The organism is Paenibacillus sp. 2KB_20 (assembly GCF_052115765.1).
GTDB lineage: Bacteria > Bacillota > Bacilli > Paenibacillales > Paenibacillaceae > Paenibacillus_AQ.
The window spans coordinates 1,002,659-1,026,075 of record NZ_JBFRHH010000001.1 but is presented as its reverse complement, the minus strand read 5'-3'; the positions used below and the strand labels follow the sequence as shown (position 1 = coordinate 1,026,075).

General features: G+C 39.7%; 20 protein-coding genes. All 20 read left to right on the top strand.

Annotated features, from left to right (window positions below; genetic code table 11):
- Nucleotides 1–33: 33 nt before the first annotated feature.
- The 20 genes from AB4124_RS04810 to AB4124_RS04715 all read left to right on the top strand — a co-directional run bounded on the left by AB4124_RS04810 (nt 34) and on the right by AB4124_RS04715 (nt 23,289).
- The gene (locus AB4124_RS04810) at nt 34–195 is read left to right on the top strand and encodes a thiazolylpeptide-type bacteriocin (protein WP_441971438.1); all 162 of its coding nucleotides are present in this window, start codon (nt 34–36) and stop codon (nt 193–195) included.
- 78 nt (nt 196–273) lie between these two features.
- On the top strand, nt 274–2,709 hold the full coding sequence (locus AB4124_RS04805; RefSeq protein WP_441971436.1) for a hypothetical protein: 2,436 nt from the start codon (nt 274–276) through the stop codon (nt 2,707–2,709).
- Nucleotides 2,702–3,748: a hypothetical protein gene (locus tag AB4124_RS04800; protein ID WP_441971434.1), complete on the top strand. Its 1,047-nt coding sequence runs from the start codon at nt 2,702–2,704 to the stop codon at nt 3,746–3,748. The genes AB4124_RS04805 and AB4124_RS04800 overlap by 8 nt, the downstream gene beginning before the upstream one ends.
- 3 nt (nt 3,749–3,751) lie before the next feature.
- A complete protein-coding gene (locus AB4124_RS04795; protein WP_441971432.1) occupies nt 3,752–5,587 on the top strand; it encodes a TOMM precursor leader peptide-binding protein in 1,836 nt (611 codons plus the stop codon).
- Between the two features lie 54 nt (nt 5,588–5,641).
- Nucleotides 5,642–8,236 (top strand): lantibiotic dehydratase, encoded by a 2,595-nt coding sequence (locus AB4124_RS04790; RefSeq protein WP_441971430.1) that lies wholly within the window; start codon nt 5,642–5,644, stop codon nt 8,234–8,236.
- Complete coding sequence (locus AB4124_RS04785; protein ID WP_441971428.1) at nt 8,196–9,272, top strand: hypothetical protein; 1,077 nt, start codon at nt 8,196–8,198, stop codon at nt 9,270–9,272. Before AB4124_RS04790 ends, AB4124_RS04785 begins: the two co-directional genes overlap by 41 nt.
- Before the next feature lie 3 nt (nt 9,273–9,275).
- Nucleotides 9,276–10,550 (top strand): hypothetical protein, encoded by a 1,275-nt coding sequence (locus AB4124_RS04780; protein ID WP_441971426.1) that lies wholly within the window; start codon nt 9,276–9,278, stop codon nt 10,548–10,550.
- Between the two features lie 2 nt (nt 10,551–10,552).
- On the top strand, nt 10,553–12,463 hold the full coding sequence (locus AB4124_RS04775; RefSeq protein ID WP_441971424.1) for a TOMM precursor leader peptide-binding protein: 1,911 nt from the start codon (nt 10,553–10,555) through the stop codon (nt 12,461–12,463).
- Nucleotides 12,464–12,507: 44 nt separating this feature from the next.
- Entirely contained in the window at nt 12,508–13,434 is a 927-nt protein-coding gene (locus tag AB4124_RS04770; protein WP_441971422.1) for a thiopeptide-type bacteriocin biosynthesis protein, read from the top strand.
- The gene (locus AB4124_RS04765) at nt 13,394–14,227 is read left to right on the top strand and encodes a SagB family peptide dehydrogenase (protein ID WP_441971420.1); all 834 of its coding nucleotides are present in this window, start codon (nt 13,394–13,396) and stop codon (nt 14,225–14,227) included. Before AB4124_RS04770 ends, AB4124_RS04765 begins: the two co-directional genes overlap by 41 nt.
- A gap of 15 nt (nt 14,228–14,242) precedes the next feature.
- Nucleotides 14,243–15,034: a hypothetical protein gene (locus AB4124_RS04760; protein ID WP_441971418.1), complete on the top strand. Its 792-nt coding sequence runs from the start codon at nt 14,243–14,245 to the stop codon at nt 15,032–15,034.
- 39 nt (nt 15,035–15,073) lie between these two features.
- Nucleotides 15,074–15,889 (top strand): SagB family peptide dehydrogenase, encoded by an 816-nt coding sequence (locus AB4124_RS04755; protein ID WP_441971416.1) that lies wholly within the window; start codon nt 15,074–15,076, stop codon nt 15,887–15,889.
- Nucleotides 15,890–15,907: 18 nt separating this feature from the next.
- Entirely contained in the window at nt 15,908–16,699 is a 792-nt protein-coding gene (locus AB4124_RS04750; RefSeq protein ID WP_441971414.1) for a hypothetical protein, read from the top strand.
- A gap of 10 nt (nt 16,700–16,709) precedes the next feature.
- A complete protein-coding gene (locus AB4124_RS04745) occupies nt 16,710–17,579 on the top strand; it encodes an ABC transporter ATP-binding protein (RefSeq protein WP_441971413.1) in 870 nt (289 codons plus the stop codon).
- The gene (locus AB4124_RS04740) at nt 17,572–18,324 is read left to right on the top strand and encodes a hypothetical protein (protein WP_441971411.1); all 753 of its coding nucleotides are present in this window, start codon (nt 17,572–17,574) and stop codon (nt 18,322–18,324) included. The genes AB4124_RS04745 and AB4124_RS04740 overlap by 8 nt, the downstream gene beginning before the upstream one ends.
- Nucleotides 18,321–19,460: a M20 metallopeptidase family protein gene (locus AB4124_RS04735; RefSeq protein WP_441971409.1), complete on the top strand. Its 1,140-nt coding sequence runs from the start codon at nt 18,321–18,323 to the stop codon at nt 19,458–19,460. The genes AB4124_RS04740 and AB4124_RS04735 overlap by 4 nt, the downstream gene beginning before the upstream one ends.
- Nucleotides 19,461–19,670: 210 nt before the next feature.
- Entirely contained in the window at nt 19,671–20,213 is a 543-nt protein-coding gene (locus AB4124_RS04730; RefSeq protein WP_441971644.1) for a DUF6609 family protein, read from the top strand.
- Nucleotides 20,214–20,245: 32 nt separating this feature from the next.
- The gene (locus tag AB4124_RS04725) at nt 20,246–20,869 is read left to right on the top strand and encodes a hypothetical protein (protein WP_441971407.1); all 624 of its coding nucleotides are present in this window, start codon (nt 20,246–20,248) and stop codon (nt 20,867–20,869) included.
- Complete coding sequence (locus AB4124_RS04720) at nt 20,847–22,616, top strand: SagB family peptide dehydrogenase (RefSeq protein ID WP_441971405.1); 1,770 nt, start codon at nt 20,847–20,849, stop codon at nt 22,614–22,616. Before AB4124_RS04725 ends, AB4124_RS04720 begins: the two co-directional genes overlap by 23 nt.
- Nucleotides 22,576–23,289: a nitroreductase family protein gene (locus tag AB4124_RS04715; protein ID WP_441971403.1), complete on the top strand. Its 714-nt coding sequence runs from the start codon at nt 22,576–22,578 to the stop codon at nt 23,287–23,289. The genes AB4124_RS04720 and AB4124_RS04715 overlap by 41 nt, the downstream gene beginning before the upstream one ends.
- The last annotated feature ends 128 nt before the right edge of the window (nt 23,290–23,417 follow it).

Here is a 23,417-nt window from a genome sequence, read left to right as displayed (position 1 = left end):
AAAGAAAATTTAATAGACCAGGAGGTGATACTAATGAACGAAATCAAAAACTTGCTGGAAGACATCGAGCTTGAGGTTATTGAGCTTGATCATGTAGAGGCTGTTCCTTCGACTGCAGCAACTTCTGGTGGAAATTGGGGTTGCTCTACTTGTGGTTCCTCTTCTTGCTCTTCTACATCTTCATCTTGCGCTTAACCTACTTCATTGAACGCATAGGGGAGTCATTGCGTACTCCCCTATGCGGTATGATCTAAAACGCCTGGAGGTAACGATATGAATATGCTGTTAGCTTTGCGGCGAAATCATATTTCTGTCAGGGAGATTTGCAAGGTTAAGGGAGACTATTATCCAGCATATCTTGACTACAATAGGATGCTGAAACAATGCCAGGATAGACGACAGCAGCTTCATAAGCAGTTATCCACTTTGATTGACTGTGATGCTTCACATCGTATTGCTTATATCTACCTTCAGAGGATGATCAGTGAGGAAAAAGATGATTACCATCGTATTCCTAAGATCGACCAACTTCCTGAGAGCTTCTTGAATGAATTACAGCAATATCTTCAATTTCAGAAAAGTGTAAAAAAGTATTATTCTAAGCTAGATACACTTTTTGGTATAGAAGTAGACAAGGGTGATCAAGCGTTAGGTGAATTGTATCAACGAAATTGGTATGTTCAGAACGCTCTACTGACGACTAATAGGAAGATGTTTGATGCGCTTAAAAACACAGTATCAAGAAAAAAGAAATCTAAGTTATGGAAAATAATGATGAGGGCGTTCGCTAAGACCGCACCTTTTTCAACTTATACATCAATAACTTTGTTTGATGAGAGAAGCGGAAAATTACTCGTTGAAGTTAATCAAAGTATCCTTATGAAACTGTGGGATATGTTTCTACTTATTCCTGAAGTGGTTATGAACAGTAACTTTCTGATTGATTACAAGTTAGTAGATGGAAAGCCAAGAACGAACAGCCGTTATAGGAAAGTGCATGAATCACACCAATTCTATGGGAATGAAAGTTTCGTTTATATTGTTCCGAAAAAGTTAAGCGATCTATTTCGTAGTGGTGACTTGCTATCGAGTGATCAACTTATAGCTATTGGTAAAGGGGAAGTGACGACGGAACTGCTTCAGAAACTTCAAGTTCTTGGATTTATCAAAAATACGTTGCAAATTGAGTATCCAGAGCCGACTCTAGAGCAACTTCTAGCTCTTGTTGCGACTTACGCCGGACAATCTCAGAGAGTAGAGGAGATTCGAGGTCATTTAGAAGCAGCTTATGCGATCAGTAAGCATCTTGAAGCATGTTTTGACATTCAGCATAAGGAGCGAGATTTAGATGCTATTTCCAGTCATTTATCCTATTGTGCCGCTCTTAGTGATGAAAATTACTGTTCACAATTTCTAGATCCGATTGTCGAGAACAGTTATTTTAATACCGAAGGAACACAAAACGTTATCCCCGAGGAATTCGAACGACACTTAAAAGTGCTTGATGCTTTAATGCCTGTATTTGATAATCGTATCATCTTTCAGCACTACCTAAAACAAATAATAGATGAAAAAGGGGATATCCCCTTTACTGAATTGCAAGCTACATTACATGAACTCGTCAATAAGTATCAACAACTCTCTGTTGATCAGTCTATACATACAAGCTTTTTTAGTTCAGGAGAGGTTGCTCATGAATTGTTAAAGCTACGAAATACATATCAGCAATTTATTATGGGTTCCTTGAACGGAGAAGATGTTTATTTAACCGACGCTCTGATGAACTCTATCATTCAGCAATTTCATTCCCTTCCTATCCATTCAACAGCTTTTACTAAATTTCTGATTCAACATGATACAAGCAAGCGTTTCATTGTCAATGATATTCAATTTAGTTACTTGAACTTTTTTATTCGTCATGGGCTGTCTAGTCAGTATGATGATCTCTTTGAATTGCTAGAACGAAGAATGCAGTCTGATGATTCTGCTGCAAGATTGATTACATATTCTCCGTCTTATGGCTACCACCCGAATTTAAGTGCGGCCTACAGTAAAGCATGCAGCAAGTTCAATTATTCTAAGACGAGTAATTTCCAACATCCTTCTTTTTTCGATCAATGTACGCTTTGTTGGGATGAACAATATCATCGATTTTACTTGAAATATTCAGATGGAAATAGGATTCCACTTTATACCGGGCAGTTGGCACCAACTCATCTGTCAGAGCAGATGAAAGTACTCCCCTATATTTTCCAGAATGGATTTATTCAAGGAATGAAGGTTCATTATTTATCGATAACACTTCAAGAGTATACGGAGATTGGACGTATCGTTTATGGATCCTTGGTGTTACAAAGAAGACGACAAATTGTACATAGCCGGCTTATTAGTGGAATAAAGTCAGACTTTCAAGGATATTCGAAATTTCATGAATTGTTAGTTAAGTACGGCATTCCAACTCAAACATTCGTCCGTCTATTTCCTGTTGAGAATAGTAGATTACAAATCCGCTATGGTGATGTTGGTTTGCATAAACCAATATTCTTTGATGCAGAGGAGCCTGTGTATTATTCACATATGCTAAGGCATATTCAGGTTAATGTTAAGAAATACAGTGAACTAGCTATTGTATTTGAAGAAGCACTGCCTAATCCATATGAGAATCATAATACAGTAGAAGAGTATTTATATGAGATCGTAGGTGATTGAATTGAGTGAACAGTCTATCAAGGTTGTTAGAAATGGTGATGGTGTAACTGTCACTGGGCATGGACGAGTTGTCCAGATCAACCATATCGATGTCAATGTGGTTACACGTCTGTTAACGAGTGACGATCTTACACTTGAGGAGAAGAACCTTTTAAATAGAATCATGAAGGAGTTATTCCCTTCAAAGGTATGGAATGAGTACAAAAGATCCCCTTATGAATTGGGGGATAAAGTATTACTGGTTTCGAATGTTTGTAATCAGTGCCTGGCCCTGCATAATCCTGTGTGTAACCTTCCGAGATATCCGGTTCCTAATTGGATAATGCAGCGGGACTATAATAACAACATGGTATTGACGCTTGATAGCTACGGTCTCAATTCACTATCGGTTTTGTCGACTATTTCCCACGTTAAGTGCTGTCCAACGGAAGTCGTTCCGTTTACGGATTGGTATGGGGAACGCACAATTGATGAAACTTTAATGGATTTAGACCTAATTACTCGTATGTTGCACAAGTATCATTTTTATTTTGATGTCCTATGGACGATCGAGGCTTATTTTTTGCATGGAACAAAACGTTTCTATGGAATAAGTAAGAGTGATGTGATTGAGAAATTTTTAATTTACGTCCTTACACAATTCTATAATTATGATGGTTTTTTTCTTGGTCTTTCAAGGAAGACAGCCTACTTGCAATATCTTAATGCTAGCGATCTTGTAATGGAGCAAGGACCGCTTCCACAAATGATAGATTGTTCTAGCTATCCACTTGTCATTGCTTTAGGTATGGATGATAAGCTCCAAAGTGCTACATTTGAAGAGCTGCCATCCTCATTGATTCATGTCCGTCTGACTATAAATAACCAGTACTATCACTCTATTTCCGACAGTATTTCACAGGGGATTGTCGATATATACCATAAATGTGGAGAAGATGACAGACAAGAGAAAAAACGGATTGGTACGCTAGACAAGCTATGGCAGTATCATGATGGTTTCACAAGAAAATATAACTTTTGTATTATTCGGGGTGAATAAGCCATGCCTATATCTCGCATAACAACTAATCAACGTGATTATAAGATCCCGCTCTCGGATACAGAATCATTATTATGCCTTGTGGATTATGCAGACTCTGTTTGGGATCAAGCTTTAACTCCTAAGGGAGTTGATCAATATCTATACCTTTATTTGGACCATGACGAGGCAATCATTGGGCCGCTGTTTGCTGTCTCTGCTATGGGGTGCCCAGCATGTTTGCGATTAAGAAGAAAATGGAATGCAAGAGAAAATGAGTTTCTGAAGGAGCATTCTAATATAGTTTATCTTTCTCCTTTTCAGTTAGAACAGGATCTTTTACAGGAACTTGCAAAGGAGCTGCTGTGCAGTCAACAAGATTGCTCAGCTGGCTATCCTTATTATCGTGTTGATTATCGTGGTCATATCGAACGCTTCCATTTCTGGCCCATGTACAGATGTCCGAATTGTACTGGAGAACACAGGCACGATGATATCAAGTGGATTGAGCTTGGATTGAATGATGAATTCATCGTCGAGCGCTCAGCTGCTTATCGTTATAGAAGGGATCATACCTTAATTGACACGATGTTCTCTCCATACAATTATGATTCCAATTTCATTATATACCAGGATATGAATATCCAATCTGTGTTTTCCATAGGTTCTACAATTCGAATTGCACACGAAGATCGATATATTGTTTCTACAGGAACTGGTTTTCAATTCGAGAACACCAGACGGAAGTCATACTATGAAGCTATGGAACGGTTAGCTGGAACCCATCCGCGAGGACGTGAACAGGAAAACATATGGGGGGATTACGCCAGCTTGCAGAAGACGGTGAATGTATGGGACCCGAGGAGTTTCTTGGATAATATCATCGGTATGAATCAAAGGATTATCCCGTTTAGCACAGATCAAAAAACATACTGGATCGAGGCGTATTCATGGAAGTCAAAGACAGGTGTATTCATTCCAGAAAGTCTGGCTTATTACAAATATGATCAGGATTATTTGGGAAATGCCTGTATGCTGGCGAAGGGAAATTCTAATGGTAACGCACTTGGTGGAGGCATTCTGGACAGTGTGTACTACGCCTGCCTTGAAATTATCGAACGAGATGCATTCTTAAATCATTGGTATTTGCGAAGGACGCCGACCAGGTTGGATATTGATAGTGTTGAAAGCTGGAAAGCTCACTATGCACTTGATCGATTGAGTCAGCTGGGTTATGAAGTGACCTTATTTGATATCACAATGGAAACTAAAATTCCAACCATTTGGGCGTTTGCAATGGGACAAACAGAGCTGAAATTTGCGACTTACTCCACATGTGCTGCTAATCATCATCCAGAGGAGGCTATATTGTCAGCGCTTCAAGAGATGTTGCTTGCCTTAGAGTTTCACGATCAACAATTGGATAAAATGCGACAGAAAGCTCAAGATGTCAAGCAAAATGGAGTACGCGAGTTAGACGATCACCCTTTACTGTATACGTTGCCCTCGGAACGATCCTGCTTCGACTTTTTGAACCAAGGTGTCCCTGTTTGTACGGTTCAGCAAGCGTTTACGAACTTTTATAAGAAGCAGCACAGTCAAATTCACTTGAAACAGGTTGTGCATAATTTGTTGGATATGATGTATGAGTTATACGGAGATATTCTGATTGTTCGTCAGACCCCAGAGGGCTTTCTGCCACTTCAACTGGAATGTGTAAAAGTGATTGTTCCTGGTATGCAGCAGCTTTGGTTTGGTGAACAAAACCGGCATATTAATCGAACTCGAATCCAACAGGTAGGAGAATATTTAGGAATCAATGAATGGAAGATTAATGAAGCGCCGCATCCGTTTCCGTAACCGTGTAAGGTTCGAATTCAACTTGTTTGTAATTGAGATAAAGGAGAATATCCGATGAAACTCTCACCTCTATATATCTATCGGGAGACTAATTTTCCTGCTGCTTATATACACCCTTTACTAGGGGAACTGAGTATGTCGTATAAGCGATTATTGGATCAGAAATCTCTTTTGGTTGAAGAGATTTCTGATCTTACTTCACAGATGGAAGCTGAGATTAAATTGATTCAGGATGATCAAATCCGAAGACTTGCTATCAACTTTAAGCGTGATTTGTTTAATATGCGGCCCAGTGCGCGGGCTAAGTTTCAATCTATACAAGAAATGTTTTCGTCTAAGCTTAAGGTATTAATTCATGAGGTCTTCCTGAAACAAGAGCGTCTTTCACAACAGCGAAGTGAGATTCAGAACAGTTATGAACAAGCATACGGGCAAGAGCGAGAATGGATTCAGAAGGTTTATCAGAATGATATTGAATTACGTAATTCATTAGTTCTGTTAAATACGTCGATCTTCAAAAATCTTGAAACATACCTTTCAACTGAAGCAAGTAAGCATAATCGTCAGGTGCGTAAGCTAGACTATGTGTTATCACGTTTTCTAACTAGATCTGTCATGAAGACGAGCCCATTTGCCAATTTGACCTATTCTGGTATTGGAGTTTTTAATCAAGTGAAGCTAACAGGAAGAAAACGACTTTATCCAAGAGTGAATGATGCGATATTACTTCGTATTTTTGATCAAATATGCCTTTATCCAGAAATAATGAAGCAGTTAAGCTATCAACTTAATGACACGCTGATTGAAAAAGAAGGTAAGTATTATATAACGGTGTTGAAGGACGGGGACAAGAAAAAGAAATTGTATAAGGCAAGTCAGCAATTATGCATGCTCCCATCAAATTCGTCATTAGTTGTATTATTTGATGAATTGAATAAGGCGAGACGATTGTCTTATAAGCAGATGCTTGAACGCTTACAGAAATGCGGGATGGAGGAGGAAGTAACCACTCAGCTTATTTACTACCTTATTGAAAATGGTGTTCTTGAACGCTCAGTATACTTGAATGGTCAAGCTGAAGATATGGTGGAAGAGCTGCTTGAAACGCTTCGATTGCTTGAATTTAATCATCCTTCGATAGCCCAATTGCATCATCTTCAACGAATGTTGACTGATCTAGAGGATGGAATGAATAATTTCAATACGCTGGAAGAGGTCTATCAGATGATTGAAGAGATCATGAAGCACTTTGATCTACAGTGTGAACGACGTGAAATGCTTTATATCGATGGGATTGACGAAAAACGAGAAGCTCAAGCGCTATCGGATGACTGGTACTGGAAGAATGCACTAGCTGACTATCAATGGTTGACGATGGCATTTGATGTTTCAATTAAGATGAGATACTACGCTAGTCAGCATTTTAAACAATGTTACGGGATGACTTGGGAACCAGGCAGCGTTCAAGAAATATCCAGTATGATGCGGGATTTGGCACAGGCATTGTTCTTTGATAAAGACCTTTATGACACAGGAAGAGGCAGGTTTAAGGAAGAGAGCAAATATAGCCATGATAAGGTAAACCAGCTTCATTCTGTTGCTAGAATGCTGATTAATCATATGAAATCCAAGATCAATGATAAGGAAATAAACCTTGATCATGACATTATCAAATCGGCCGTGAACCAGCTTCAATGCATTATTGGAAATGAATTGATCTCACATTCTTTTTTTGTACAGCATACCAATGAAAAAATAGTTTTGAATCATACCTACAAAGGCTACGGGATGTTTTTTGCAAGGTTTTTGAAATATCTTAGCCATTCGGATCGGGAGTATGATGCTTATGTGCGAGATTGCTTTGAGAAGAACGGAATTGCAGATATACATAATACATTCGGATTCAATGCGAACTTGCGGGGATCGGTAGTCAAGCAAGTATTCCAGCTTCCTATTATGACTGAGAATGGCACGAAGGATGCATTGACCTGGAGGGATGTGGGTTTAAGCTACAATTCGAATACTAGCTTGCTTGAATTCTATGAAATAAAGAGCCGAAAGAGAGTGCGCCCACAGTTTTTGGGAACGCTGACATTGTTAGCGACCCCTCCTATATTAAATGTATTTGATACACTATCTTCTCATGGAACATTGTATTTTGATTTTGGTGAAGTGCTCATTCAGGAGTATGTTCAAACGGGTACAATTCCACCTGTTATGAGAATTCCTAGAGTTGCGATGTCTAGTGGTAAGCTAGTACTGTCGAGAGCAAAATGGTTGGTTCGTACCGAGGACTTAATTAAGGCAAGCGGAAACGACAAAGGCTTTGAAACATGGGGCAAAATACTTACATATTACATGCAGCATGATATTCCTCTGCGATTCTATCTTCGTCCGTACGCTATCGATCCTTCCAAAACGGAGGGACTGTCAGATCGAAAGCCACAATTTATTAATCTTTCCTCTCCGTTGTTGTTCCATCTGTTTATGCAAATTATAGATAAGAATGAGTATGTACTCGTAGAAGAAGAACTACCAATTATGCACAACGATAGTAGCTCTGTGACAGAATATATATACGAAATGACTCATAATGGGGGGATTGAGAATGAACAGGGAGTTAAAAACCTTGCAATGCTTTCTTTATGATAATGATGTCACAGACTCAATAATGGGTAAAATTATTACATTTTTGAATGAGATGGATATGCGAAATGTAGTGATTCAAAAAGATTGGGTGCAGGGGTTTCACCTAAATCTTACGTGGGAAGCAGAGGAATATTCTGCTGCAATTGAGCAGTTCATTTCGACTTTGATGGCTAATCACCAATCCAACTATGTAGAACAGGATTACCGCAGATTTACTGTCATGGTTGAAACACTAAAGAAGATGGAGGATTACCCTGGTGAGGTATTGCCTCTGATTAAGGATGGAGAGGTCCGGTCGATTACTTCTGCTAATTTGCTTAAAAATAATCCACTATGCGGTGTAGAGGCTAACTACCAGGTTGAGCAACTGAAAACAGAAGTATTACGACGTCTTTATTTTCATTGGATGAATTATAGTGTGGATCAGCAGAATATTGAAATTATGAAGACATTCTTTATATCGTCTCAATTGAGTCCAGGTGGTATTCGTTACGGTTACTTATCTCTTAGATCGAACTTTGAATATTTTAAACAGCAGCTGACTGAATTGAAAAATAAAGATCGTGCCGATGCCTTACATTCTGTCATTCATACTCACAGCGACATGGAAAAGTCATTCGTACAGAATGGCGTGGAACAATTCTTGGAGGGGGGCTTTGATAAGGAGCCGATAGTCCAGAATATGAGATATTTAATTGAGAGGTTACAGCAAATCTATTCTGAAGCCTTTGATGCAGGAGAAATCTATACACAAAATATGCACTTTGGCGATGATTTTTTGGAGAGGCATTCCAATGTAAGTGAATTCCATGAGTCCTTCTTCACAAATGCAGAGTTTTTGGAGCAATATCGATCTAAGGAATTTATTGTTTATCGATTTATCGCAAGTAATATTTACTCCCTATTGCCTCTACTCAATATATCCCCAGTACGAAAACAAAAAATAACGGGTATGGTCGCTGACGCTGTTGAATCCCATTTCTCTACTGATTGGCGAACGGTATACAAAGACATGGCTCGCAAGTTGGAGGCGTAATCTATGACCAATTATTTAGTGAACAATCGCAGCAAGTTTTATATTTATAGTAGTAAGGGTCTGTTTCAGCTTGCTCTGAAACCGGAACTACACGATAAGGTGAAGGCCATGATGGGCTCATTGGATTCAGCGATCATCGAGGTAAGTGATACGATTGTCGATAAGCTTACCAGGAATATCAATGTAGCCTCAAATCAGGTTTCGATGGAAACTGCTGCAGCAGCACTGAGAATGGACCAAGAAGAAGCACTGCAATTTATTTGTCTGGGGACAGGTAAAGGGTTAATCGCTAACCATCTGTCTCCTTTGAATCAAAAGGAGCTTAAAGCGAATCTATTAGCAGAGCAAGCCGATCCTATATTAGAACTTTACGTTCATCATTTGATGATCAGGAATGAAGATAAACTCCAGAGCTTTACTCCAAAGCGCATTTTCGTTGATCTTCAACGCTCCCATATTACACGTGAAATAAAGCTGTTATCAGATTTCCCTCTTTGGGAGACCGATCTTTCAGAAATCAAGATAAGTGATCAGCAAGATCCATTGCAACAATTGACCAGACTTGAGCAATTGGAAAACAATCTTCTGCATGAATTTATTGTTCGAGACCAAATTTGGGACCAGATCCCATATAAAGTTTCCGTTTCCCAGGATGGAACATATTTTGTGGGCAGGAGTCAAATTGAGCAAATAATTCACTGTAGTTATGCAAATTTGGAACATATTATGGCAGGACTATATTCAGATGGATCTTGGGTCGTTGCTGAGGACATGCGACAACTGGTAAATAAATGTACGCGATTACTCTTTGAACCTGCATTTGATCCAAAGATTAAACGTTACTCTCTTTCGTATTGCAAGATTAGACCAGCAGCAAGTACATCTGTCACGAAGATGATAGATCAGTTTGTCCCGGAGAGGGAGCGGCAGCAATTGAGGGTCGAGATTCAACAGAATACCGAACTTCATGTTTATGCTGTGACAGCCTTTCAATCGGATCGTCCTTGTACACAGACGATTTATGGGGGGGATGTGGAAGTTCTGGTTCATGATGTACTGCAACACTATTTTGCCATTAACTATCAAAATAAAATAAAAATAAGTGGGCATATAGCAGATGATGATGTTGTTCCATTGCCTGAGGTCTTTATAGATCTCCCGAAAGCGCAGGCTGAGCTTGTTTTACAGGCGATACAAACTCGTTTTCAAGTGTATGAAATGAGTGCAGAGACTCTCGCTAACCTACATGTACTCTATTTAAAAAAGAGAGAGGTGTAGTAGTGGAGAAGATTGCGTTATACAACAATAATAGTGAGTTATTAAGAAAAGTGGTATTGCGTTTGCATGAGGAAGGTATCGCATATCAGATGGTAGATGCTTGTGATGCTACCCTGCATTCACTTTATATACTAGAGGATAATCTGCAATATGAGAAACTTAAGGAAATATATGTAGAACGATCCAACGTTTTTTCATTTCAAGCTGTTATAGACACACTGGTGGTCGGACCGTTTCGTAAATCTTCTGTGGATAGTTGTCCAGCTTGTCTGGAGGCACGAATGCATGAGCCTTTCTATGAATCTATTCTTAGTGTGACGACAGGTATGACATTGCCAAGTCTATTGAATGATGCGCATGTTTCGTTAATTGTAGATTTAATCGGATTGCTTCAGCAGAACCCATCGCTTCAGGATAGGTATGTAAATCGTATGGAACACGTTAATCTCGCAACAGATCGAATCACCAGTTATCGTGTCGTGAAGGATGAACGATGTCCAGCATGTGGAGAGTATATGAAAGATGAAGTCAGCTTTGAGGGGAGGCTGCAAAGTGTTCCTAAAAAGCATGTAAACGAGTATCGAGTTAATCCTGCCATTGATATTTCCATACTGCAGGAACAATTTCTCGATCCTAATACAGGAATCTTCCGTAGACAGTTCCGTGAGCTTCGTTCCGCATATGTTGAATCAAGTGGTGTGGAAATGAAAGTAACGAAAGATTATACCGAATCTGGATATGGCAGGAGTTATTCGCGAACAGCCGCCGCCAAGTTAGGGTTCCTTGAAGGGTTGGAGCGATATTGCGGTATCTTTGATCGGCGTGCGCAGTCTACGATTTATGAGCCATATGAAGAGCTTATTGGACAAGCAATCAATCCTGTTGCTTTTGGACTCCACAGTGAGGAAGAGATAAACCACCCCAAATATGATTTGAAAGTTTATAACGATAATTTACCTATCTATTGGAAATATGCATATTCTTGTAAAGAAGATCGAAAGCTTCTAGTTCCGGAACAGTTAGTGTTTTTCGGAGATGCCTTTTATCGCTCCAATGGCAATCGTTTTGCATACGACAGCTCTAACGGTATGGCGCTTGGCAGTACGTATGAAGAAGCCGTTCTTTACGGACTCTTAGAACTCATAGAGCGTGATAATTTTCTGTGCGCCTGGTATAATCAGCTCCCATTACAGGAGATAGATATACATGGTATTCAATCGCCACAATTGGAGCGGTTGTTGTTTTATGCTCGTCAGGACGGGATCGAAGTCCACTTTTTCGACATATCGATGGAACTTGGTATTCCAAGTATATGGGCGCTTGCCAACAATACCAGCGCGAATGGACGTATGAAGTCTTATAATGCCGCCGCAGCGCACTTAATTCCAGAAAAGGCTATTGAGGGTGCAGCTTTGGAAGTTCTAACGTCGCTACCGATCTATGAACACTTACTTGCGAAAGATGATAGAGTGCGTGAGCGTGTGGCATGGCTGGAAGGAAACCCAGAAGGAGTAACGGAGTTTGAAGATCATGTGCTGTTTTATGCTACGGAATCTAACGCTCAAAGATTGAATTTTATTCAATGTGATCGTAATCCTGTACCAATTCGGGATCTCTACGCACACAATGGCTTAAGAGATAAGTTTAATCATCTCGATCTAAAGAGAGACTTGGAAAATCTGATACAGCTTGTCTTGCAATATTACTCGGACGTGCTAATTGTAAATGTTACCCCACAACATATCGAGGAAGCTGGTTTATGTGCAGTTAAGGTCATTGTCCCAGGGATGTTGCCAATGACTTTTGGCAATCAGCATAAACGAGTGATTCACAACCGGTTGTTAATGGAACGACAACGAAGGGGATTATCTGAACGTTTTATTGTCAATCAGGACCCGCATCCATTCCCTTAATCACTTTAAGGCAGAGAAAGAAATTATGTCTAGGAGGGATCTGAATGAAGTGGGAAGCTCGCTATGTTTTTGTTCATGATTATACAGTTCATGATGAATTAATCTTACTTTTAGGGGCTTATTTACAAGGACATGTTCGTGAAGGGAAATTGCAAAAGTGGTTTTATATAAGGTATTGGGAAGGTGGCCCTCATATTCGGCTAAGATGGATGCCACCAAGTGAGTATGATCTAAGTGAGCAGTTTTGTGAAGCAATACGTCAGTTTTTTGTCGATCGTAGTACAATCCCGCAGTTATCGAAAGAAAAGTATTATCAGAATCATAAGTTCGATGGAGTGCCACGGACACTGGACTCACTTCCATGGCATGCACATGGTGAGATCCTTGCTGCGGATTATGAGCCGGAATATGATCGCTACGGTGGCCAGGAGCTTATGCCTCTTACAGAGCACTTATTTATGATTTCAAGTAAGTATGCGACAGCGGTTATTGAAGCTACAAGAGGCAATTCTCTAAGCACAAGATTTATTTATGCATTAGCTATTGTGAATCGGCTAACCCATAAGATATGGGAGCAGTTAATGCCAAAGATAGCGCTGGAAGAATTCTATCAGAATTGTATGCAAAGCTGGGTACAGCTTTACTCGATAACGGATTTACAGTATGCGGAAACATTATTGAATCATTGTCGTCGGCAAGTTGCTGCAATTCAGAAGATTGTGGCGAGATTGGCAGTGGATGCAACCTATCTGGAATTCCAAGATGGATTATTGGAGGGCTTAACCCAGATTGCAGATGCTATAAAGGACGATAAGCGGTTTCGTTCCATTTTATATTCACATTTACATATGTTTTTTAATCGAATAGGTATTGTTCCTGAGTATGAATGTGCTGTGTATTATCTGTTAAAGGAGCTTGGAGGGGAACTGCGTGTCGAAGGAAGTTTTTTTGAGCAAACTGGAGCAATTTGATTATGATGACTTGTTTACAGATTTGATGAAATCGGAACAGCGATCGGTTGCGTGGCGTTCTTATCATGCTCCACGTTCAAATTATTCTTTACCTAATCCTTCGGATAAGGTGCAGTCTCAATGGTTGAAAGTTTCATTGCCAGATATACCGTTACAAGAAACAATGAACGATGCCAAGCTTATGGATTGTTTGCGTGCTAGAAAATCCTATGTATTAAGCCAGATGGATCAGTCTTGGCATTTGCATGATCTTGCTGTATTACTTTCCCTGGCAGCGGGAGTACGGACAGAAACGAAGGTAATTGGAAATTTAGGGGAAACGGAAATGGGAGAGAACTCCTTACGAACTTACCCTTCAGGAGGCGCGCTCTATCCAGTTGAACTTTATATTTATGCTCGCGCAGTAAGTGAGCTTGCACCAGGTTTTTATAAGTATGTTGCGGAGGAGAATGCTCTATTCCAAATAGAAAGGGAATATTCAGAACGTGAGCTTGCAGGTCTGTTTCCCATGACAACTTATCAAATGGATGATAATCGTTCTTTAGCCAATACAGCGTTTATAGCTGTATTAGTAGCAAATTTAGAATATAGCTTTTCTAAGTATGGTCGTCTTGCTCATCAGCTCGCTCTACTTGAAGCCGGCCATATTGGACAGAATATGCAGCTTGTCTCAACCTCTATGGAGAAGCGTTCCTTGCCTTCCTGTGGGTATTTTTCGGATAAGATCGCTGAAGCTCTAGGCATCAGCAAAAATAAGTACAAACATATTGTTTATTGTCTGTTTTTTGGATAAACAGGAGGCTTGTATATGCTAAATCCGTTTTATCGAATAGAAAGCGTAGAGAATGATCTAGTAGTTTGGAATATTTATAGAGACAATCCTATATTGAAGCTGAAGGGTACAAACGCAAATACGATTCTGAAGTATCACCTGGATGGAAGTTCGCTCGATATGAATAATGAACTATTATATAAGCTCTCTCAGCGAGGGATCTTATTAGATGAGAGACAGATGGCGGTTTATAGTAAACTGCTCGCGTGGACAGAACAGTTTGAAGCTGCAATTGATCGTTATAGGAGTTCAGAAGTGATAATTCAATGTCTACAGAAGACAGATATTCGGGTGATAATGAATGAGGCTCATCAGTTTAAGCTAACTGGATTATCCGTGTTTTCAGGCAACGCCAATGCGCAATATTTTCATTACCTATTTATCTATGAAACGATTAGTGAATTACAACAGCTTGTGAGTCAGATTAACCGAGATTATTGCTCCACGGTGTTCTTATGTAAGGTGAAAAATAATACAGTGTTGGAGATTGGACCGTGCTATCAGGTTACGGAATTTTTTTGTTTTGATTGTATGGTTCATAATTTGGATAACTTTCAACTTATCTATACATTCCATCATGATTGTTCCCCGACAGAGATGTTAGAAGATGAGTACCTAAAGGCTCTAATTGATTATTACACATTATATATGACCACTCTAGCAAAGACGCATGAACGAAAAGTGATGGCTCGGGATTACGATTATTCATGTTCTACAGTTATTCCACCGCACAATCCGCGTTGCTCTTGCTATCATGAGGTCCAATAGACGGCTTGGTTCATGTATTTCAAGCAGAAGGAGAGGATTATGGAAGAATCATTAATCAGAGAATATAATGAGTTCTTTAATTATAAAGATTTTTTCCAGTTTATCGAAAAATATAAGCAAAGGTCAATCGCCTGGCGTACACACTTTGAACCACGTGACATCAAGAGTGATGATAGTTTACCAACATACATCTATGAGGAGGCTATCCCACTCTTTCAGGATTGCGGAGAATATGATTTAGTCCAAAAGCGACTACTCGAAGTACTGCACAGCAGGCGTTCCAGTTCCTTTGATGAGTTCGAGTATACATGGACGATTGAACAATTATCAATCCTGCTTGCTTATTCTGCAGGAAACAGACCTGGGGATGGATTAGATTTAGATATGGATGTCCCCGTTCGATTCCGAACCTATCCATCAGGGGGAGCCATGTATTCTGTTCTTCTGTTCTTTATTGCTAAAGGGGTTGAAGGGTTGCCGGATGGATTATATCGCTATGGTGCCGAGGAGCATATTCTTTATCGGCTTCGCGGTAAAGTAGATCATAAGGAAATAGAGCGATTGTTTCCTGCTTCTCAATTTCAGTCGCCTGTGTCAGGAAACTCGTTGACCAATGCATCCATATTTATTTTTTTTATTTCTAATTATCGTTATTTATTTCAGAAGTACGGCTTTGCTTCTTATCCATTAAGTTTGATTGAGTCTGGGCATATATGTCAAAACATTCAATTGTTATCCGCAGCACTTGGCCAAACTTCCCGACCTATCGCTGGAATGTTTATAGATCGCATTGAAGAGCTATTAAACATCCGCCGTAATAAATATTTACATTGTATATATAGCGTGATACTTTGACGGGGTGATCGGCACATTATGCGAAATCCATTTTATACGATTGAAAAATATGCGGATGGTTGGGGCATTTTTAATGTGTTTCGGCGATCCAAGCCAGTAGCTACACTAAAGAACATAACAGATGGTTCTCGTTTGTTAGAGCTTATGGAGCAAGAGGAAGTAATGTTGGATTATGAATTAGCCCGTCAGTTGTATGCTCGTGGCATTTTTATTAACGAACAGGATGTAGAATTATACGCCATAATGAAAAGGGTTATAGAACAAGCTGAAGGATGCGACCCTTCCATTTTGTCGGAGCAGGCCATCGCTCAAATGCGTCAAGCATCCTTTCAATTTATTGGAACTCCTTGTGCAGTATGGGATGCTTTGTCTGATCGAACGGAACGTGATCAAGAAGGTGAGGTTGTCGTACATGGTATTGTAACGTATGAGAACAGCACTGAATTGTACGATTTATTAAAAAATCTGAATAGAGATCGGGTTAGGAGTCTATTATTGTGTAAGGTAAGAAATGGAAATTACATCGAAATTGGCCCCTTCTATCAGGTAGAACAGGAATCATGCATGTTATGTTTGATTGAAACACAAGAAAATTATACAATAATAGGAAATAAGGGTTATTCTAGTTTATCCAGACACTATTATCTAACGGAGTATGTAAAAGTGCTGGTTGATATGTTTGCTTCTTATTCTATCCGCTTGGGACAACTTCATGAACGTAAATTGCTCATCACAGATCATCGCATAAGCTTGACTTCCGTCATTAACCCAATTTTCTTTGATTGTAGCTGTATGAATCATACAAGATGAGGTGAGTAATGTGGAGATTTTGCAATTTTCCGAGGTTTCTAAACGATTTGGCAAGAAAATTGTTCTTGAAAATGTTTCCTTTACACTTAAAGGTAGTGAATGTGTTGCGTTGATTGGTCCCAATGGTAGTGGTAAGTCAACGATTATTAATCTGATGTTGGATTTATTAACTCCAGATGGTGGCAGCATTTATCGCCAATTTCGTCCGACGCATGATGTAGGGGTCATGTTTCAAAATGACTATTTTCCTGAAAATCTCAGAGTTCGTGAAGTATTGGATTTACATCAGAGTTACTATGGTGTGAAAAATTTGGTTGATGACGTTCTGCAGTCAACAGAATTATCGAGTGTTGCCAAGAATCAGGTTGATAGCTTGTCTGGTGGACAAAAGCGAAGGCTGTCCCTTGCGATCGCATTATTGGTAGCCCCTAAATTACTGTTTTTAGATGAGCCTACAAATGGGATGGATGTTCAGTCGAGGGGACTATTCTGGAAGCAGATTCTTCAGCTAAAGAAGTTACAAAGAACGATCTTCGTCACTTCTCATAATTTAGACGAGTTAAATGATTATTGTGATCGCTTCATCTTCTTAAAGGATGGTGTGGTCGTAAAAGATATTTCCAAGGTTGAAATGCAAAATGAACGTATACTTGTTATTGCAAATGCGGCTGTTGAAACGATATCAACCGTCTGTCGCGACTATGGTGGACGAATAGTTGATGATATCTTGTACGTTCCAGGATCGGTTGTGAATGATCAGTTGCTCTTCTATTTAAATGAACAGCATGTGAATTATGCCGAACGGTTTAAAGATGTGAAAGATGTATATAGGGACATTTATATGCAGGGTGTAAGTGATGAGGAGGGCAGATATGCTTAATATTCTTAAATATGAGATTGTTAAGGTGCTTCGGAATAAGCGTTTTATTTTCTTTACAATGTTAGTTCCGTTAGGCTTCTGGGTATTTCTAGCTCAAACCATGCAACCGGAAAGCTCAGCTGACTATAATCAATTCCTTAGCTGGTTAGCAGTGTTGGCGACTACATTTGCAACAGTTGGTTCAGGGATCAATACTTTAAGCACACGCGTTGCACGATCTCAAACCTATATTCGTAAAGTATTGGTTATCACCCCGTATTCTCCAGCTAAATTTATAGTTGTAACCGCATTTGTACAAACCCTCTTAAATCTAATTATCATCTGTGTAATTATAGTGTTTGGTGTTGTCTTTTACGGCTTGCAATTTGATGGGCAATTGTTGGCTACCGAATTAATTTTGCTATACTCCAGTGTGTTTTACGTATTGGCTGGTATTTGTCTCGGATTTATATTTGACATCGTCACGCTGCAAACCGTATCCTTTCCACTTTACGCTTTAGTGATGTCAACGACAATTACTTCGGTCGGATTTTTCCAGGTCCCTCAATTTATGGTCTATGTGCAGCGTATCTTCCCCGGTTATTATACGAATCAAGCTATTGCCTCATTGACTGATCCTGGATCTTTAGCTTTGAATTTATTGATTATTTTTGGCTATCTTGTGCTGATCGCGTTGGTTGCCTATTTCGCCTATTATTACAAAGCTTATTACAAAACGAAAGAATCTGTTCGTGAAACCGCATGACCAGCATTTGGAGTCTAGAAGAGCTGAAGCAAACGAGGAGACAATTGCACTCTTATCCAGAGATTGCGGGTAAGGAAGTAAAGACTAGAGAATTCATCAGGCAGTTTATTGAGAGTCGAACAACTAACATGATCATTGTTCACGATTCTGAGAAAGGCTTGATTGTGAGGTACAGTACGTCTCCTGACAATACATTAACGGTAGCATTTCGAGCTGAACTTGACGGATTACCTCTGATCGATCAAAAGCAAGTGGAGTATCGTAGTCAAAATGAGGGAATGCATCACGCATGTGGTCATGATGCCCATATGACAATATTGCTGCATTTCCTGCTCTACGTTGATTCATTGGACAAGTGCAATGTAAATGTGGTGTTTGTGTTCCAAGCTGCAGAAGAAGTATTTGCTGGGGCTCGTAAGTTACTGCCGTTTCTACAAACTCTTCATATTGATTATATGTATGCGCTGCATGTCACACCTAATTTATATGCAAGTTACTTCTCGTTACGTCCTGCGAATATAATGGCAGCCAGTTTAACGATAGAGCTTACTATTAATCTTTATTACGGTCATGCGGCTGAAGGTACCAGTATGACAAGTCTGCTTGCTGAAATAGAGCACTTTTGTAAGGAATATAATCATGATGAGAGGAAATGTTTGATTACGCATATTAGTACTAATGGTTACTACAATATTACTGCAAGTCAATTGACAATGTATGTTAACTTTCGATCTCAAGATTCCGAGTGTAACCATAGCGGCTTGCAACTCCTGCAATCTTGCATTACCCAGCATCCGTCAGTTCAGAACATACATGCAGTTAAAGAAGTGTCAGTGTATCCTCCACTGTATAACGATGAGCAATTAACGGATTTGACGAAGAAGGTCTTTCAGAAATGTTTTGGGGAGAAGTTAGTAGTCGAGTGTCCATTTTTATTTTCAAGTGATGACTTTTCGTTCTATAGGGATTTGCCTGGATTAAAGACGTGCTATTATTTTATCGGGTCTTACTTAGGAGATGAGATCAAGGTACATACTGAATACTTTGATATTGATGAAACTTGTTTGCTATATGGTGTGGAAAGTTTTAAAGCAATTCTTCAAGTTATGCAATATTTAGCAAGCCATAAGGAATAGTCGATTCTCCTTATTACATTAGGTTTACAGGTTAGCTACATTTCGGTTTGCTTTAGGTATTGCCCCCTTATCTTACTGATTCATAATTATTGGACATGTCATATGTCTATATTTAATCGAATACAGTAAATATATCCATTTGGCAATCTTATCGCATAGATTATGATTGCGATAGACTGTGAGATATAGGGGGGAATGATCTTGGGAGTTATGAGAGAAGAACTGTTTCTCAATAAACGCATCTGTGGACTTTGGTTAATATGGGTGGCAATTGTCATACTGGCTAGTGCAGCCATGGGAGGCCCACAACTAATGCTGCCAGCGATATTTTATCCAGGGTATGTTCTGGGAGTCGTATTGATATTAAACAATAAATTCCTATATCGTATACTCTCATTTGGGCGCCCGACAAGACCTCAAAAGCGCATGACTTTTATCTCGATTATATTCATGTTTCTGCTATTAGTGCTGTTTTCAGGGAAATATTATACGCAACAAGATTATAGAATGGTTTGGTTAGGAGCGTTTTTAGCTATTGCCTTACATTTTATTCCCTTTTCAAGGGTGCATGGTAAGGCGATGATTTATCTATCAATTCCATTATTTGCGAATGCTTTTATCGGTATCTACTCACCGCATATTCCGTTTCGTTATTTTGCTTATATGGATGCATTCGTTAAATTAATTTTTGGAATCGCTCTATTCTGTTCTAAGAGTCCACTTCAGGAAACGGGCTCTAATACTCGTCAATGATAGATTAAGAGATAGCAACAGGAGGCCTTAATATGGGACGTATGCTGCATGTGCTTGCTGTAGGGAAGTTTGGGCAAGATTTTGCAAGCCAATTAGGTTTAAGGATTCCTTCGCTAAAAGTGACATCATTACCCATACAAACCACTCAAATTGATCCTCAGATGATCCCCATTGTTGATTTGAACATACTCGCTTTATGGCACCATGCTTCAGGATTGCTTCAACAACTTAACGAATTCGCATATCTACATAATAGATCATGGCTTCCAGTTGTTTATGATCACCCTTACATCGAAATTGGCCCCGTGATCGTACCTGAAGTTGGCCCCTGTTATTCATGCTTTAAGGAATTGGAGTTGCAGGGCTCTCCTATTTCTGCTTATACCAGAGAAATCTATGACTACTATGACCGTAATCTAGAAGCGGGTCCTCGTGGTTCTTTACCTGCATTTGCCGGTTGGGCTGCTGCCATTGCCGCGGGTCTTCAATCGTATAAGGCTCATCCTGCTTTGCCTTGCGGTTATGTTTGGAAGATGCATGTGATTAGTAGAAGGATATATCAATTTCAAGCTCTGTCTGATGTGAGGTGTAAATGCTGCTTAGCCAAGGTCCATGAAGGGAGGCATCGTAAACATGGTTTCTCCTATTACAGCTAGACGAATGGGGAAAGTTGTACAATCTGATCTGCAATTTCATTTGCCTCAAATGCCAAGATTCTCACCTGCATTTGAAGTTATACCTGCTGAGGATCATTTTGTGATTCATGGAGCAGAGGAACTCGTTATTATTCGTGGCAAAACATCTGCTATATTGCTTAAGATATTACCGATGTTGGATGGAAGTCGCGATCTAGATCAATTATGTGATCATTTTCGAGAATTATCCAGGGAAGCCATGCTCGATTGCCTTGCATTATTGTACTCTAGGGGATTGTTAGAAGATGCTGTGGTTGAATGTACACTGGATACATCTGAATTTGATCCAGAAATTCTGGCTTACTTTCAAAGACAACAGGATACAACTCGGAACCATGTAAGTGCTAGCCAAGGAATGAAGAAACTGGCTGATTTACATATGGGAATATACACAAACTATGAAGATGTAGGGTTGCTTCAGGAAGGGCTGCTTCAAGCGGGTATTGGTAAAGTAACTCTTTTGGACTATGGTTCAGATATTAGGATTACAAATGAAAAGTTTATATTAGCAATGGTAACTGGTAAATTGACGGATCTCAGATTAGAGGAGCTTGCCGAAGCTTGTACGCAGCAGAGGATTCCTTGGTTACTTAGCTTAACATGTGGGCATACCGGCTTACTCGGGCCTTATTTTGATAGTGTTGAAACTGCTTGTTACGCATGTTTAGAGGAACTGCAGAGAGATACTGTAGAGTTTCGTGATAACACAGGAAGTTTTGTTCATGAAATGGATATGTGGACACAATATACTATTCTTGAAGTATGTAATTTCATCTCTGGATTGGGTCCATCCATTACAGGTATGGATTATATGGTATTGAACTTGTCTAATTGGCATGGTTTTAAGCGTAGAGTGCCACGACGACCAGGGTGTAAGAACTGTTTACCTATCGAAGGTGTTACACCAAGTCTGCCCCCTCTGCCTATGCAGTATGAGTATGAGGTTCAATTTCCTTCCAAACTGTTCAATACACCGAAGGCACATCAGGCTCATTATAAAACGAGTAATATAGTATTGTCACAAGAAACCAAGCAATATGATAATTATCCCGTTGTCCCGCTAGGTAAGCTTTCTATTGAAGACTGCCACAATGTCAGTCGCTTGTTATATCATGACTTGAAGGCAGAAGACAATACCGAATTATCATTAGATATTCTATCTTCTATATTATTGTGTGGTGCGGGAATCCGGGATATACATCAGCAAGTTGGTTTTAATGAACAGAAGGTTCAACGTTATCTACCGACTGGAGGTAACTTGGGATCAGTACAGATTTATATATTGTTATCGGGTGTGAAGGATATGGAAGATGGTATTTACTATTACCAACCACAATTACACGCGTTGCACTATATTGCTCCTCTACGGGAGCCAACGAATTTAATACAAGCATTGATAGGCACTGATATTGGCTCTTTCGAATCTCTCATCGTAACAACGGGAGCACTGGATCGTGTACAAAAAAAATACTCAGCGTTTGCTTATCGTGTCATTCATCTGGATACGGGAGTTTCATATGCCCAGATGCAAATAGCAGCAGCATCGTTTGGGATCTTATTTAGCCCTCTTTCACAATGGAATGAAGCAAAATGGTGCGAACTGCTGCAAATTGATCCTATGAAAGAACCGATTACTGGAGTATATACGTTAGGAGGTAAGGCTCGCGATGGTGGATGCCTATGGAATGATCCAAGCCATGATCAATGAGAATTTACTGTTAACGACTGAGAAGGACCGTGCAAAGACTGCTATGGATTGCCTTGGTGCAGATAATTACACTTTAGGGATAGTTGATCGTGTGAAAGTGGCATTACCAGAGTCTAAAAACAGGGAGAAACAACTAATAGAGATTCTTTATACTCGGGTTTCTGTTCGACAATATGCTGAAGCGAGCGTTCAATTAGAGGATTTAGGGATGATGTTGCGTGCGGCTGAATACAGAGATCATTCGGATTGGTCTTGTCAGCATGAATTAGGTATAAAACTAAACTATTATGTCATTGCACGAAGAGTGGAATCTCTCTTGTCGGGGCAGATTTGCCGTTATGATTCGACTTCTCATTCATTAGAACTAATGCAATGCCTTGATTTAAAGTCAGTGTCGTATACCCTTCAGGAGGAATTTGCACATGCACCTGCAATTATTATCGTTAGCGGCTCTATGTCACGATCTGTAGATATGCTTGGTGCACACGGATATAGACAAATATTAGTTCGAGGAGGAGCTGCTGTTCAGAGGATATCACAAGTCGCCATGTCATTGAATTATGTGGGATGCATCTTTGCTGGGTTGTATCAACGACCGCTGAAGGAGTACGTCGAAATTGACGGTTATCAGGAAGTACAGCTGTTGGCATATGCATTGGGTAGAGAAAAATAAGCAGCCCTACAACATTTGCGGGCTGCCAGGCTTTCAAATTTTCGATAAAAATATCGAGTACACGATCGGAATAGTGTACGGTATCACCCGCTGTATGCGGCGTCATAATGACATTCTTCATCTCCCAC

What these genes read in the sequence shown, in the direction of transcription:
- AB4124_RS04810 (WP_441971438.1), top strand. Translation starts at nt 34, where the DNA reads ATGAACGAAATCAAAAACTTGCTGGAAGACATCGAGCTTGAGGTTATT.
- AB4124_RS04805 (WP_441971436.1), top strand. Translation starts at nt 274, where the DNA reads ATGAATATGCTGTTAGCTTTGCGGCGAAATCATATTTCTGTCAGGGAG.
- AB4124_RS04795 (WP_441971432.1), top strand. Translation starts at nt 3,752, where the DNA reads ATGCCTATATCTCGCATAACAACTAATCAACGTGATTATAAGATCCCG.
- AB4124_RS04790 (WP_441971430.1), top strand. Translation starts at nt 5,642, where the DNA reads ATGAAACTCTCACCTCTATATATCTATCGGGAGACTAATTTTCCTGCT.
- AB4124_RS04785 (WP_441971428.1), top strand. Translation starts at nt 8,196, where the DNA reads ATGAACAGGGAGTTAAAAACCTTGCAATGCTTTCTTTATGATAATGAT.
- AB4124_RS04780 (WP_441971426.1), top strand. Translation starts at nt 9,276, where the DNA reads ATGACCAATTATTTAGTGAACAATCGCAGCAAGTTTTATATTTATAGT.
- AB4124_RS04770 (WP_441971422.1), top strand. Translation starts at nt 12,508, where the DNA reads ATGAAGTGGGAAGCTCGCTATGTTTTTGTTCATGATTATACAGTTCAT.
- AB4124_RS04760 (WP_441971418.1), top strand. Translation starts at nt 14,243, where the DNA reads ATGCTAAATCCGTTTTATCGAATAGAAAGCGTAGAGAATGATCTAGTA.
- AB4124_RS04755 (WP_441971416.1), top strand. Translation starts at nt 15,074, where the DNA reads ATGGAAGAATCATTAATCAGAGAATATAATGAGTTCTTTAATTATAAA.
- AB4124_RS04750 (WP_441971414.1), top strand. Translation starts at nt 15,908, where the DNA reads ATGCGAAATCCATTTTATACGATTGAAAAATATGCGGATGGTTGGGGC.
- AB4124_RS04740 (WP_441971411.1), top strand. Translation starts at nt 17,572, where the DNA reads ATGCTTAATATTCTTAAATATGAGATTGTTAAGGTGCTTCGGAATAAG.
- AB4124_RS04735 (WP_441971409.1), top strand. Translation starts at nt 18,321, where the DNA reads ATGACCAGCATTTGGAGTCTAGAAGAGCTGAAGCAAACGAGGAGACAA.
- AB4124_RS04730 (WP_441971644.1), top strand. Translation starts at nt 19,671, where the DNA reads ATGAGAGAAGAACTGTTTCTCAATAAACGCATCTGTGGACTTTGGTTA.
- AB4124_RS04725 (WP_441971407.1), top strand. Translation starts at nt 20,246, where the DNA reads ATGGGACGTATGCTGCATGTGCTTGCTGTAGGGAAGTTTGGGCAAGAT.
- AB4124_RS04720 (WP_441971405.1), top strand. Translation starts at nt 20,847, where the DNA reads ATGGTTTCTCCTATTACAGCTAGACGAATGGGGAAAGTTGTACAATCT.
- AB4124_RS04715 (WP_441971403.1), top strand. Translation starts at nt 22,576, where the DNA reads ATGGTGGATGCCTATGGAATGATCCAAGCCATGATCAATGAGAATTTA.